The sequence below is a fragment of the Cocleimonas flava genome (assembly GCF_004339015.1).
Lineage (GTDB): Bacteria > Pseudomonadota > Gammaproteobacteria > Thiotrichales > Thiotrichaceae > Cocleimonas > Cocleimonas flava.
In genome coordinates this window covers 985081-999210 of sequence record NZ_SMFQ01000004.1, presented here as the reverse complement: position 1 = coordinate 999210, position 14130 = coordinate 985081, and the positions used below count along the sequence as shown (strand labels likewise).

15 protein-coding genes and 1 tRNA gene are annotated in these 14130 nt (G+C 40.3%); 10 read left to right on the top strand and 6 right to left on the bottom strand.

Annotated features, from left to right (window positions below; translation table 11 throughout):
* Nucleotides 1-74 precede the first annotated feature (74 nt).
* Nucleotides 75-1754, top strand: a complete 1680-nt coding sequence (locus EV695_RS16240; RefSeq protein WP_131907013.1) for a glutamine--tRNA ligase/YqeY domain fusion protein — start codon at nt 75-77, stop codon at nt 1752-1754.
* Nucleotides 1755-1848: 94 nt separating this feature from the next.
* Here EV695_RS16240 and EV695_RS16235 read toward each other — a convergent pair whose 3' ends face one another.
* The 3 genes from EV695_RS16235 to hpf form a co-directional block, all read right to left on the bottom strand.
* Nucleotides 1849-2052: a cold-shock protein gene (locus tag EV695_RS16235; protein WP_131907012.1), complete on the bottom strand. Its 204-nt coding sequence runs from the start codon at nt 2050-2052 to the stop codon at nt 1849-1851.
* Nucleotides 2053-2429: 377 nt separating this feature from the next.
* A complete protein-coding gene (locus tag EV695_RS16230; protein WP_131907011.1) occupies nt 2430-2900 on the bottom strand; it encodes a tellurite resistance TerB family protein in 471 nt (156 codons plus the stop codon).
* Between the two features lie 49 nt (nt 2901-2949).
* Nucleotides 2950-3276: a ribosome hibernation-promoting factor, HPF/YfiA family gene (hpf, locus tag EV695_RS16225; RefSeq protein ID WP_131907010.1), complete on the bottom strand. Its 327-nt coding sequence runs from the start codon at nt 3274-3276 to the stop codon at nt 2950-2952.
* 222 nt (nt 3277-3498) lie between these two features.
* On the opposite strand from hpf, the gene EV695_RS16220 reads away from it, so the two are divergent.
* Nucleotides 3499-3588 (top strand) — tRNA-Ser (locus tag EV695_RS16220).
* Between the two features lie 148 nt (nt 3589-3736).
* The gene (locus EV695_RS16215) at nt 3737-4129 is read left to right on the top strand and encodes an IPTL-CTERM sorting domain-containing protein (RefSeq protein ID WP_207907115.1); all 393 of its coding nucleotides are present in this window, start codon (nt 3737-3739) and stop codon (nt 4127-4129) included.
* Between the two features lie 338 nt (nt 4130-4467).
* On the opposite strand, the gene EV695_RS16210 is transcribed toward EV695_RS16215, so the two are convergent.
* A complete protein-coding gene (locus tag EV695_RS16210; RefSeq protein WP_131907009.1) occupies nt 4468-4665 on the bottom strand; it encodes a hypothetical protein in 198 nt (65 codons plus the stop codon).
* 356 nt (nt 4666-5021) lie between these two features.
* Here EV695_RS16210 and rnk point away from each other — a divergent pair, with 356 nt between their 5' ends.
* Nucleotides 5022-5432: a nucleoside diphosphate kinase regulator gene (gene rnk / locus EV695_RS16205; protein ID WP_131907008.1), complete on the top strand. Its 411-nt coding sequence runs from the start codon at nt 5022-5024 to the stop codon at nt 5430-5432.
* Between the two features lie 123 nt (nt 5433-5555).
* On the opposite strand, the gene EV695_RS16200 is transcribed toward rnk, so the two are convergent.
* Both EV695_RS16200 and EV695_RS16195 read right to left on the bottom strand, forming a co-directional pair.
* Nucleotides 5556-6809: a Y-family DNA polymerase gene (locus EV695_RS16200; protein ID WP_131907007.1), complete on the bottom strand. Its 1254-nt coding sequence runs from the start codon at nt 6807-6809 to the stop codon at nt 5556-5558.
* Between the two features lie 12 nt (nt 6810-6821).
* Nucleotides 6822-7253: a LexA family protein gene (locus tag EV695_RS16195; protein ID WP_131907006.1), complete on the bottom strand. Its 432-nt coding sequence runs from the start codon at nt 7251-7253 to the stop codon at nt 6822-6824.
* A gap of 344 nt (nt 7254-7597) precedes the next feature.
* Here EV695_RS16195 and EV695_RS16190 point away from each other — a divergent pair, with 344 nt between their 5' ends.
* The 6 genes from EV695_RS16190 (at nt 7598) to EV695_RS16165 (ending at nt 14011) form a co-directional block, all read left to right on the top strand.
* Complete coding sequence (locus EV695_RS16190) at nt 7598-8542, top strand: AAA family ATPase (protein WP_131907005.1); 945 nt, start codon at nt 7598-7600, stop codon at nt 8540-8542.
* 36 nt (nt 8543-8578) lie between these two features.
* On the top strand, nt 8579-9715 hold the full coding sequence (locus tag EV695_RS16185) for a DUF58 domain-containing protein (protein ID WP_243651669.1): 1137 nt from the start codon (nt 8579-8581) through the stop codon (nt 9713-9715).
* Nucleotides 9716-9720: 5 nt separating this feature from the next.
* Nucleotides 9721-11745: a transglutaminase TgpA family protein gene (locus EV695_RS16180; protein ID WP_131907004.1), complete on the top strand. Its 2025-nt coding sequence runs from the start codon at nt 9721-9723 to the stop codon at nt 11743-11745.
* Between the two features lie 103 nt (nt 11746-11848).
* Entirely contained in the window at nt 11849-12100 is a 252-nt protein-coding gene (locus EV695_RS16175) for a hypothetical protein (protein WP_131907003.1), read from the top strand.
* Nucleotides 12081-12545, top strand: a complete 465-nt coding sequence (locus tag EV695_RS16170; RefSeq protein ID WP_165874738.1) for a hypothetical protein — start codon at nt 12081-12083, stop codon at nt 12543-12545. The genes EV695_RS16175 and EV695_RS16170 overlap by 20 nt, the downstream gene beginning before the upstream one ends.
* Nucleotides 12546-12631: 86 nt before the next feature.
* Entirely contained in the window at nt 12632-14011 is a 1380-nt protein-coding gene (locus tag EV695_RS16165) for an FAD-binding oxidoreductase (RefSeq protein WP_131907001.1), read from the top strand.
* Nucleotides 14012-14130: the final 119 nt, after the last annotated feature.

The window sequence follows — 14130 nt, the reverse complement described above, 5'->3', positions numbered from 1 at the left end:
CATCTGGACAACTGCTTGTCCTAACGTTCTAATTCTTATTAAATAAGCGTTAAATTAACAAGGCACTTTTAGCAATGACTGAAAACGAAAAACCACTTAATTTCATCGAAAAAATTATTGAAGAAGATCTCGCCTCTGGAAAAGTTACAAGCGTTCAAACCCGCTTTCCACCTGAGCCTAACGGTTATTTACACATAGGTCATGCGAAGTCGATTGTTTTGAATTTTGGTCTTGCTGAAAAATACAACGGCCAATGCAATCTCCGTTTTGACGATACCAACCCTGAAAAAGAAGAAATCGAATACGTTGATTCGATCAAGCAAGATGTCGAGTGGTTGGGATACAAATGGAATGGCGATGTGCATTTTACTTCTGACTATTTTGACCAGCTTTATGACTGGGCAGTTACCTTAATCAAAGAAGGTAAAGCGTATGTGTGCGATCTTAATCAGGAAGAGATGCGCGAGTACCGTGGCAACTTAAAAGAGGCTGGAAAAAATAGTCCTTACAGAGATCGCAGTGTTGAAGAAAACCTCGATTTGTTTGAGCGCATGCGCGATGGCGAATTTGAAGATGGAAAGCGTTCTCTGCGGGTTAAGATCGATATGGCGCATCCGAATATGCAAATGCGCGACCCTGTTATTTATCGTATAAAGAATATGGAACATCACCAGACGGGTGACAAGTGGCACATTTATCCATCTTATGATTACGCACATGGGCAGGGTGATGCAATCGAAGGAGTGACGCATTCCGTATGTACTTTGGAATTTGTCGAGCATCGTCCTTTATATGAATGGTTTATTGAAAATTTACCGGTTCCGTCAGAGCCTCATCAATATGAGTTTTCTCGCCTGAATGTGAATTACTCGGTAACCAGTAAGCGTAAATTAAAGCAGTTGGTTGATGAGAATATAGTTAAAGGTTGGGATGACCCGAGAATGCCAACGATCTCTGGCATGCGTCGTCGCGGCTTCACCGCAAAATCTATACGAGACTTCGTTGAAAGTACCGGGGTGACTAAAGTCGATGGTGTGGTTGATGTGAGTCAGCTAGAGTTTTCTGTACGTGAAGATTTAAATAACGTGGCACCGCGTGCGATGTGTGTGATGAATCCATTAAAAGTGACGCTATGGAATGTTCCAGAAGATATGACGGAATACCTTACTGCACCTCTACATCCACAAAATGAAGAGATGGGAACGCGTACGTTGATTTTTGATCGTGAAATTTATATCGATAAGGCGGATTTTCAGGAAGAGGGCAATAAGAAGTATAAGCGTCTAGTGATTGGTAAGCGCGTACGTTTACGTAATGCATACGTCATAGAAGCTGATGAAACAGTTAAAGACGCTAATGGGGAGATCATTGAGGTAAGAGCCAGAATCATCGAAAACACGTTGGGTAATAACCCGGAAGATGGCATTAAACCCAAAGGTGTTATTCACTGGGTGTCAGCATTGCAGAATGTTGATTGCGAAGTGCGTATCTACGACCGATTGTTTAATGACATAGCGCCAGATGCTGGCGGCAAAGACTTTATGGAAGGCCTCAATCCGAGTAGCCTGGAAGTGCTTACAGGTTGTAAGGGTGAAATAAGCTTGATGGACCCAAAAGCAGACGTGCCCTATCAATTTGAAAGAGAAGGGTATTTTTTCCTGGATTCTGATTCAGTGATAGACGCGCATGAAGAAAACGAAAAACTAATCTTCAATAAAACAATAGGATTACGAGATACCTGGGAAAATAAATAACCCGAGTAACTAAATTTTAATTGTATTTATGCTTCAAAATTACAAAAAAGCCTCGCATTGCGAGGCTTTTTTTATGAATGCTGTAATAATGCCTCTAAGCAGCAGTTACATTAACAGCGGCAGGGCCTTTGGCTCCATCTTCTGTTTCAAAGTTCACTTTTTGTCCTTCTTCTAAAGACTTGTAACCATCCATTTGGATAGAGTTGTAGTGAACAAAAACATCATCACTTCCGTCATCTGGAGCGATAAAACCAAAACCTTTACTACTGTTGAACCACTTAACTGTACCTGTAGCCATTCCTAAGAACCTCTAAAATATAAAAAATAACGCAGACTTTATGCAGAAAAATGCTGAATAAAATCAGCAAAAAAACGGACACATCACTTATCTGCGAGGAAGCCGTTAAACTGCTTCAGGGTAAATACTAAATACTTACCATCAAAAACTGCATGACCAGAATATCATAATTACAGAGAATTTCTATACTGAGGTGTTTTTTTTGGGGTTAATAAGATAAATTATATTGATATGGTCGACCGTTTAGGTAGGTTGTAGCTGCTGAGAGCTTAAAAATTCATCAAATAAAGCAGATAAAAATAAACTTAATTAATGGCTTTCGCTTTATGGCTTAAGATTTTCAATACTGCTTTGTACGCCAGCTAGATTTGCAGGTTTTATGAGTTGAGACCAGCTTTTTCCTGAACGCGTAATTTCGATGCGATAAAATCACTGTGTGAGACATGAATTAAATCAGCAATACGACGAATAACATGATCCTCATGTTTATCTAATACATTATCTGAAAATGCCACTTTCCAAAGCTTTTCAATCAATTCAATGCGCTGTGTTGCAGAGTAATGTTGATTGATCAAACTGGTAAATTGAAAGTTGTCTGTAGATTCTGCATGTTCTTGTCTCGCAAGATCAAGCAGTTCCTGGGCTTCGTCTTTATCGAGACCAAAAGATTCTTCCACCAGTTTGAGCAACATCGCTCTTTCTTCAGGTGCATTTTCATAATCGGCTTCAGCGACTTCTATCATCAGCGAAGCTAATGCTAGTTGTAAGCGATGCTCAGAATCAAGCTCGGACGAGCCTGATTCTGCAATGAAATGATTTTCAAAAAATTGTTTTATTTTTGGTAGCATTTTTAAGATTTAAATTCTCTAATCAAATTGCTTCTTTTTCTAAGTATTTTTAGATTTCAGCAGGTTTACGCGAAAGGGTTTGTTTTTTCTCCATCGCTTTTCTTACCGCGCGTTCTGCACGATGACAGCAATTATCAATCGCTGCATATAAATTTTCTTCACTATCTTCGATAACAACCGTCGGCATTTTCTGTAACTCTACATGAATCAGGCAATGTTGTGCTTCACCACCTTTTGGACCATTCTCGTCAGACAAATGAACATGAACATTGATAATTCTATCGCCATAGTTACGAATCATAGGCTGAAGCTTCTCTTCTGTATGAGTTTTCATTGCTTCTGTTACTGAAAAATTTTGAGATTGAATATCGATCATTCTTTATTATCCTCTTGATAGGTCTTTCGTTATTTTTGAAGTTCTCGTGTGTAGTTTGTGAATAAATTATTCCCTACAATTTAACTATAGTTTCAGAAATCGTAAATTCAAGCCAATTGATTGTTAAAAAGTAGAATATTTTACTAGCATCATGGAGCAGTTTTTATTATCCTACGCGCTCTTTGAAGTTTATCGACTAGAAACTTCAAGGAATACAACAATGGAGAGGTGACTGAGTGGCCGAAAGTACCGGTTTTGAAAACCGGCGACGGGTTAAACCGTCCCAGGGTTCGAATCCCTGCCTCTCCGCCATATTTCAAAAGAAACCCACTGATTTTCAGTGGGTTTTTTGTTTCTGGGGTATGTAGAACCGTCAAGAAGACCGTCAAATAGGGTTGTTACAACTCTTATTAATACCTCTCAGCTAATAAACAAAAGCATAACTAAGAAAGGAAAGGATATGATGAGAAACCAAATATTGATGAGCGTGATCTTATTTTTTACCTTGATAAGTAATCCCAGTTACGCAATGCAAATTTTTGTTATAACGCCCACAGATAAAACCATTGCATTAGAAGTTGAAGCAAATGATACAATTGATAACGTTAAGGCGAAAATCCAGGACAAAGAAGGTATCCCTCCAGATCTGCAACAATTAGTTTTTGCTGGAAAACAATTAGAAGATGGAAGAACCTTGGCTGACTATAATATTCAAAAAGAATCAACGCTATATCTTGTTCTAAGAATAGAGGAGCCAAAGTCTATTCCTACACTTTCACTCTGGGGATTTTTTCTACTCACAACCTTATTAGCTATTTTTGGCTTAAGACGTCGCCCAATAAATCAGGCTTAAATTCATTGAGATAAACTATTCTTGCCTAATAAGGGAAGACACATCGATTTTAGGTAATATAATTTAAGGGCATAGGACTAAGCATCGCCCTTAGTGATTATTAACAATATCGCTAGAAACTAATATCCACTCCCTAGCTACTTTTACAGTTCTAACAGGTCTTTTTTATTAATATCTGAGAGATTGCCAAGACAGTCTTTGCTGGATTCGGGATGGCGGAGCTTCAGGGATTCGAACCCCTGACTTATCAATTCATTTTTACACCCCCCTACTTATAGGCACTTTTTTAAAAAAGTGCCTATAAGTAGGGGGGTGTATTCAAGTATCTAATTTAGTGTTTATTGCTGACTAAAACTGACTTCATCGCCATTTCTTTTGACGGTAACACCTGTCATATCAAAAACGTGCTCATCGCCATCTTCAAGAACCTTTAACTGTTCTGGTCCGCAGTTGATTTTAAATCCTTTGACAACGCCACAGTGAATTGATCCTAATTTATCGTAATAGCCTTCTTTTACTTCTACTGATTCTGACATGTTTTCTCCTGAAAAAAGGGTGTAAAGAAATTATGGGTGTAGTGCATGAATATACAGTTTTTCTGCAGCTTTACGAACTTCTAAAAACATTCTTTGAATTACATATAGATATGAGTTTTTCATATTTATAAGTAATTCAAAGCGCTTTGATAATCACCATTGTCCAGATTTTTACTCATTGTTATTTTTGTCTCAACTGTAAATTCAGATGTTATTGTGAAGTAATTGCTGGACTAAAATTTTTTATGAGATACCCTAATCTATAGAGGTATTACGCAATATATGAACCATGAAGAATGGCTCAAAAGAATAAACATAAAAACGTTTCATAGTTAATTTTATAGGTAATTAGAAAGATGGATCAAAGACCAAAAATTACAATTTCATCACTCGATGCTGAAAGGCTGGAAGAGATGATTGATTCCTTAGGAAATAATCAATTCCCGGGTAAGGAGGAGCTGCTTGCGGAAATAAGCCGTGCAGATATCGTCGAGCCAAATGAAATGCCGTCGAATATCGTTACCATGAATTCGAAAGTAAAATTTAAAAACAAATCATCAGATAAAGAGTTTTCGTTAACGCTCGTCTACCCAAACAATAGCAGTGGTGAAGCAACCGTTTCGATACTCGCGCCTGTTGGTAGTGCCTTATTGGGCCTTACAGAAGGCGATGAAATAGAATGGCCAAAACCTGGTGGTGGCGTACTATCAGTAAAAATTATTGAAATAGAATACCAGCCAGAACGAGAAGGCGAATTTCACCGCTAGCCAATACGGTTAAACGTGCGTGTCTGATCGCAGTGATTCACCTTGAATCACTGCGATGATTTCTCTAATAGCATGCTTTTATTAGTACTCACCTAAATTATTCATTTAACCATCACCTAAATCTTACTTAACCCTTAAAATATCATTCCAGCTTGTCGTGTACTTCGGGGATAATAGATTCTGATTCATATACCAGCGCTTCTTGCTTTCAGATCCTAGCCTTAAGGTTTGCCTGCCATATTTATTGTTCACATGATCCATGAGTTTCATGCGCTGGCGTGCGTTGCTATCGTATTTTTCGGGTTGGAATAAACACAGTTGCTGTTTGCTGTCGGGGATTATGTCTAGAATCATGATGCCCCCTTTTTGATATTCGTATCCGTCTTTGTAAATATTCTCCAGAATGTAGGTTGCCATCTTGATAAACGTGGCAGTGTCTGCAGAGTATTGGTTTAGGCTTACAGTTCCTGCATTGCTGTATTTCGGGCTATCATTGAACGGGCTGGTGCGAATGAATACCTGAATGCTGCTGGCCACGCTGTGTTGTTTTCTCAGCTTTTCACAGGCTCTGGCGACATAGCCGGAGATTAGCGAGCGTAACAGTTGATAGTTGGTGATTTTGTTTTTAAAGCTACGAGAAACGAGTAGCTGTTTCTTTTCCGGTAGTTCCTCGATAGAAATGCAATTTTCGCCGTTTAGTTCACGTTGCGTGCGCTGCATAACCACACTGTATTTGCGCCGGATCCAGGTGCTATCTGCTTGTGCCAAATCGTACGCAGAATGAATACCACAATGCTGGAGACTCATCGACCATTTTCGTCCTATGCCCCAGACATCACCAATGGCTATTTTTTTAAGTACATTGTCTATTTGTTGCTGGCTATCAAAAACGAACACCCCCCCACTTTTAGGCGTTTTTTTTGCTACGCGATTGGCAATCTTCGACAGCGTTTTGGTGCTACCAAAACCAATCGATACTGGCATTCCGATCCATTTGAGTATTTTCTCTCTAACCTCCAAACCGTGAGTGTTTAAATCGAAATGATTAAAACCACGCATATCGGCAAAGGCTTCATCGATTGAGTAGATTTCGATATTGGGTGACAGGTATTCCAATACGCTCATAACGCGTGCGGATAAATCACCGTAAAGTGGGTAGTTAGAGGAAAATACATGAATACCTTTCTGCTTCATTTCTTGTCGAAATTTAAATTCGGGTGCACCCATGGGAATACCCAGCGCCTTTGCCTCGTTGCTTCGGGCAATTACACAGCCATCATTATTTGATAACACTACAATCGGTTGGCCTTCTAATTCTGGCCTGAACAATCGCTCGCAGGAGGCATAAAAGTTATTGCAGTCGACAATAGCAAACATGATTTATACGGACTAATATTGATGAATAGTCGCGGTGACCACGCCCCACACATGCAGCTCTCCATGCACGGGAATGTCTTTATGATGCTTACTTTCCGCTTTTAATAAAATGCCATTGGGGTGGTTGGTAATGAGGCGTTTCACCGTGGTTTCGCCATCAACCACCGCGATGATAATATCCCTATTGGATGCTTCAAGAGAGCGATCAACGATCAAAATATCATTCGGGTAAATACCGACGTTAACCATCGAACGCCCAACAACACGCACAAAAAATGTTGCCTCCTGATGTTTGATGAGTAGTTTATTGAGGTCCAGGTATTCCTCGATAAAATCATCGGCGGGCGAGGCAAAACCGGCGCGTACTTTATTGCCATAGAGCGGAATCAATACAGGTTTGGCAGATGGGCTTAATCGCTTTATTTCTATTATTTCGTTTGTCATAGTAAAAATAAGCTTAGCAGAAAATAAATAAAAAGCGAACAAAAAGCGAACATAAGTGTACTGGGATTTGTTTTCAGAAGAAAAGGACTAAGCAGAAACGCTAGCGAGACTTTATTGGCGTGTAGTGACAGTCACAGTGAAACAAGTATGTAATTGAGTTCTGTCTACTCTAAACAGAATAAACGTACTTTAAAAAAACGCCCCAAAGTAGGGGGGTGACTATGAATATCGCATGAAATCAAACATTACACTTCATCGTATTTTTTCGCGATTATTGATAATCCAACGTACACTTGGTCAGAAACTCTATAAATAATCACAATAAGTTGGGGAAAGTGGGCGCTTTGAATACACAACTACATCACGAAATCAGTTCCAGTCTTACAAAATTAAATAAGGTTATCTTGGGAAAAGAGCAGCAAGTACAGCTCGCTTTTACTTCTATTTTAGCCAATGGTCATTTGCTGGTTGAGGACTTGCCGGGTATGGGCAAAACCACATTGGCACATGCGCTATATAAAGTCTTGGGGCTTGATTATAACCGTGTCCAGTTCACTAGTGATCTATTACCTGCTGACCTTATTGGTGCGTCGGTTTTTAATGCGCAGACCTCATCATTTAGTTTTCATCGAGGCCCAATTTTTAGTTCGATATTTTTGGCGGATGAGCTTAATAGAGCGACACCTAAAGCACAAAGTGCTTTGCTAGAGGCGATGGAAGAAGGTCAGGTGAGTGTTGATGGGGAAACGCATGATTTGCCGAAGCCTTTTTTCGTGATTGCTACTCAAAACCCGCAAAGTCAATCGGGTACGTTTCCATTGCCTGAATCTCAACTGGACCGTTTTTTATTACGTATTTCATTGGGATATCCTGATCCTGCGATTGAGAGAGAAATTTTAACGGGCAAGAAAGGTAGAGCTTCGCTGGATCAAGTAAAACAGGTTTTAAGCAAAGAGAGCTTATTACAAATTCAGCAACTCGTTCCTGAAATCAAAGTATCAGATACCTTACTGGATTACGTTCAGCGTTTAATAGCGCAAACACGTCAGGATGAATTATGTCATCTGGGCTTGTCACCACGTGGCGCGATTGCTTTAGTAAAGTCTTCACAAGCGTGGGCTTTATTACAAGGCCGAGATTATGTGTTGCCCGAGGATGTGCAAGCGGTATTTGTCTCTGTTGTTGGACATCGCATTGTGGGTAAAACTGAAACCCAGGGTGATCAGTTGGCGCGTCATATCTTGCATTCGGTAGATAGTGTCGGTGGTGGAGTGGCAGCAGTCGCTTAATTGGCATCTGTCAATTTTCTACTGACATAAATAATAATGAATAGCTCTCTTGGCAACTTCAAACTCTCCAAATTTAAGCTTGGGTCTAAGAGCTCTGAGTCTAAGAATTCTGTGTCTAAGAGCTTTGGCTCTAAGAACTTCGGATCTAAGAAAAAAGCTAAGCCAAAGTCTGAAGAAGAAAGTAATCAGAAGTTGCCGCAGTGGATGGAAAAACGCTTTCCTGAAACACGCCAAATGACACTGGACCTCAAACGTATTTTTGTTTTTCTCACCGGAACCAGTGGCGCCTTGCTAATAGCTATCGGGTTATTATTTCTAATGGGCGTGAATTTTCAGAGCACCTTAATTTACGCATTGAGTTTTTGGTTACTAGCACTCATTGTCATTTCGATCTTTTTTACCTATCGAAACCTCTCTGGTTTAACGCTTAGGGCTGTTCAGGCAAGTCCCTGTTTTGCTGGGGAAAAGGCTGTTTTCGAATTAGAAGTATCCTGTCCTAAACAACAAAAAAAGTCAGCAATATTTATCGGCTGGAAAAATCAGGATGTCGCGACGGTTAATTTACATGATAACCACACCATCCATATCAAACTGTCTCATAGTACAAAGCATCGAGGGCGCTTTAAGCCAGAAAAATTAAGCATTTTTACCAGCTATCCGCTTGGTTTAATAAAAGGCTGGTCATACGCATTGCTCAATATGAATAGCATTGTTTACCCCGCGCCTTTGCTTCAGGAAAGCGAAGACAAGGGCGATAGTCTGGATGAAGAGGCTGATCAGGGAATGGAAATTCCTCGCGGAACGACAGACTTCTCTGGTATCCGTGATTATCAGGCGGGAGATTCGCCACGACACATCCATTGGGGAGCTTATGCGAAAACTGGCAAGGTACAGACCAAGACCTTTGTCGATTATGCGAGCCACGATCTTTGGCTAGATTGGGATGCTCTATCAATTTCAGGAACCGAGATTAAGCTTTCTCACTTGTGCGCAAAGGTGTTGCAATATCATCAGGAACAACAGGTGTATGGCCTAAAAATTCCGGGCAGAACGATTCAGCCAGCAAGCGGTGAAGCGCATCGAAATACCTGCTTAACAGCGTTAGCTCTGTTTGGTGAGGGTGATCATTCTGATGCTCAGACTCAGGTAAGCACTGATGGGATAGGGAGTTAAGCGGAATGTTTGAGAAAGGTTTTCCTCAAGACAAACTAATTACCTATTCAGGGATGCTGTGGTTGCTCGCCGCACAAATCGTGGTGATGCTGCCATTGATTTTCTATTTACCCATCTGGTTATTGCCAATACTCATATTTTCCGCTGTTTGGCGAATCAGGGTGATGCAAGGGCATAACGCGCAACCCGGTAATCTTATTAAGATCATTATCGGTTTGCTTGGATTAGGGGCGCTCGCAGCCAGTGGCGTTAAAGTAGTGTCTCTGGATATGATGGCTTCGTTGCTAATGCTTGGCTTTGCCTATAAAGCGCTGGAAGTGATTCAGCGTCGCGATGGTATGGTGGTGATCTTAACCGGATTTGTTCTGATTGGCGTGTTGTTTCTGTATAACCAGTCGATGCTGATAGCACTCTACGGTGTGCTTTCAATGACAGTGCTGACGGGGGCATTGATTGCGATTCAACAATCTAAAAGTTATGCCATTTTGCCAAATCTTCGATTGTCATCGATGATGTTATTGCTGTGTTTGCCGTTAATGCTTTTGTTTTTCTTTTTTGCGCCTCGCTTCGAACCTTTCTGGAAAGTACCACAAACAAGTGGGCATGCTAAAACAGGCATCTCTGACAGCATGACTCCTGGCGATATCGCAGAATTGAGTCAGTCTGATGATCTTGCTTTTAGCGTTAAATTTGAGGGTAAGCGACCTGGTCAGAATGAGTTGTACTGGCGCGGTTTGGTGTTACAGCACTTTGATGGGAAAACCTGGACGCAATCAGATATTCCCAATGGGAAAGGCATCAAAATTGGTAATGATCGACTGTCTGAAAAACAAGTGGCAGAGAGTATTGTAAAACGCGGTGACAGCGTTGAGTATGAAGTGATTTATGAAAAATCTGGGCAACCCTGGTTATTTGCGTTAACGCCCGTTTTAGAGGTGAAAGGTCGTGCCTTTTTGGGCGGAGATTTTCGCATTATTTCCTATCGTGATATCAATGAGCCTAAACTGCTGAAACTCACTAGTTATCCTAATTCGTTACGAGAAGTCGAATTATCGGATTATGATCGTGATTTAGCCTTGCAACTTCCAGAGAATGGCAATCAGAAAAGTCGTTTCTTGGCAGATCAATTAATGGCTTCGTCTGCAAGTAATCAAGAATATATAAATCGCGTTTTAGATCGTTTTAGACAAGACCAGTATTTTTACACCTTAAGACCACCAACATTAGGCAGTGAAAATTCAATTGATGACTTCTTAATCGACAGTAAAAGAGGTTTTTGTGCGCACTATGCTGGCAGCTTTGTCTTTATGATGCGCGCAGCGGGAATTCCAGCACGTGTTGTTACGGGCTATCAAGGTGGTAAATGGAATGAGCAAGGGCAATTTCTGGCGGTACATCAATTTGATGCGCATGCCTGGACTGAAGTCTGGTTAGAAGGCCAGGGTTGGGTGAGGTTTGATCCGACCGCCATGGTTGCACCTTCAAGAATAGAACAAAATCTTGAGACGGCGATGGAAAGTGAAGGGAGTTTTCTGGAAGATAACTTTCTCTCCATGTCTAAAATCAAATGGCTGGATGGCATTCGTGAAAAAATAGATTCTGCCCAATATGCGTGGCGTCGACATGTATTAGGTTACGATAAAAACGCCCAACAAAACTTCCTGAAAAAGATGTTTGGCGAACTGTCAGTGCAGAAGATAGGCTTAATCGTCGGAGGTCTCTTCGCAGGTATTATTTTGCTGTGGGTTATGTTCCTTGGCTTGGCTCGCAAGCGTGAAACAGAAGCGGAAGAACATCAGCTGTATCGACGCTTTTGCGATTTGATGGCTAAAAAAGGCGTGACTAGAGACATCTCTCAAACCCCTGAAACGTTTCGTCGATTCGCCATGCAGGAATTGCCCGATTTAGCTGGAGAGATAAATCACTTTTCTCAAGCTTATTCTTCCGTTTGTTACGATCCTTCCATTCAAAGCAAGCATCAATCGTATATTGATGACATGAAATCGTTGCTGAAAAAACTCAATCGTTAATAGATTAAATTTTATCTAATCAATTGTTAAAAAAAACTGCCTGTAAGTAGGGGGGTGTATTCTATACTCTACACAAATGGATGAATTAGAGGTTGTTGAATAGATGCCTGAATTGGTAGACCGCGAACACGTATTACAATTACTGTCTGAATGTGCTGATGTGAAAGGTCAATTCACAGCCAATGAGTACGAAATGTATTCGCATATCAAAGAAAAATACGATAACGAAACCGATGAATCTTTTGACGATAAGATCTGTCTGGAAGTCATGTTGAGAAATATTTCTATCCGTAAAGACCTCGCCATTGACAAAAATGATATCACGCGAGTCATTGATGTTGAGAAGAAGGGCTGAAGGATTATCTTCGATGAAAGTAGATGGATTACTCGAAACGGGTGTTTTTGAAACGCTACCTTTAGATAAAAAATTAGACAAAAGCCTAGAGAATTCATCGAAAAGCAATCAGGGGGTCACTGCCCAACTAGCTGCCTCGCTGAGAGATAATCGGACTATTTTCGTTAAACTCCGAGAAGGTAAAGTCCATTTTGTCAGTAGTACCCGAAATCTCTATTTTGTAGATTCTCTGGATTTCCCAGTCTCAGAAATGATTAAGAAAGTATTCAAAGGCTTGAAGCAAATTCCGAATATCAATCAATGTTATTTAGATCAGCATAGCTACTTTAAAGGGGCTTTTTGTATTCATTTAAATACATCCCAGCATGATGCCGTTTTAGTCGCATTGAGGCTCCAGGGAATTGTTATTAAAGTCACAAAAACGGCTATAAGTAGGGGGGTGTGATTGTCTTCTTCAGGCTTACTCTATAAGCCATTTTTTAGAGCAATTACATCACATAAAATTTAGTAAAAAAATCAAATAGGTTAGACGTGAATATACTCCAACAATTAAACGACATTTTCACTCCAGAGAGAGTGTTAACAGACGAAGATTCGTTACAGAATTACGGCAAAGACTGGACTCAGGTTTATACTCCTGACCCCTTGGCAATCGTTTTTCCTACCTCTACAGAAGAAGTTCAAGCTTTGGTCAAGATGGCCAATGAAGAGGGTGTTGCATTAGTTCCTTCTGGCGGCAGGACGGGCTTATGTGGCGGCGCGGTTGCGATGAATAAAGAGATTGTCGTGTCGTTTGACCGGATGAATAAAATACTGGATTTTAATTCGATAGATCGAAGCGTGGTTTGTCAGCCTGGTGTGATTACTCAACAATTACAAAATTTTGCTGAAGAAAATAATCTTTTTTATCCGGTCGACTTTGGTTCATCGGGTTCCAGTCAATTGGGTGGAAATATCTCTACGAATGCGGGTGGTATCAAGGTGGTTCGTTATGGTCTGACACGTAATTGGGTGCTGGGACTAAAAGTTGTGACGGGTGCTGGCGAGGTTCTGGATTTGAATCATGGTCTGGTTAAAAACGCGACCGGTTACGACTTCCGGCATTTGTTTATTGGCGCAGAAGGAACTCTAGGGTTTATTACTGAAGCGACAATGCGTTTGACGAATATCCCAAAGAATTTAACCGTGTTTGTACTTGGTGTGACAGACATTCCAGCATTGATGCAGGTGTTCGAAACGTTCCAGAATACAATCGAGTTGAGTGCGTTTGAATTTTTCTCTGAAGATACATTATCGTTGATGGTAAATGATAAGGGTTATGCCAGACCGTTTGATACGGAAGCGCCGTATTACGCTTTAATTGAGTTTGAAGTTGATCACGAAAGTAAGGAAGAAAGCGCCTTACAAGCCTTTGAGGCTTGTGCAGAAGAGGGCTGGGTGGTCGATGGAGTTATGAGTCAAAGCTTGCAACAAGCAAAAGATTTATGGCGCCTAAGAGAAGATATCTCAGAAACAATTTCAGCTTACACACCTTATAAAAATGACCTTTCGGTGAATATTTCAAAGGTACCAGAGTATCTTGATAAGGTGGAACAAGCAGTCAATCAGAACTATTCCGAATTTAAAGTGCTCTGGTACGGCCATATCGGAGACGGTAATTTGCATTTGAATATTTTAAAGCCAGATTCGATGGAAGTATCTGAATTTTTTGAACAGTGCTCAAAGGTAAATCCAGACATATTTGAAGTAACCAAAAAGATGAACGGTAGTGTTTCGGCGGAGCATGGCATAGGCATAATCAAGAAAAATTACCTAAAATATTCACGTTCAAAAGAAGAAGTGGAGTTAATGGCTTCAGTGAAAAAAATATTCGATCCTAAAGGGATTATCAATCCAGGAAAAATATTCTAACTACATAATTAATCTATCTATTTATCAAAAATATAAAAAAATAAGTAGTCAATTAATTTATTTTATATTTTTAAAATTTCCTGAAACCTATGCATACCAACAAATTGCAAGGAAGCTAG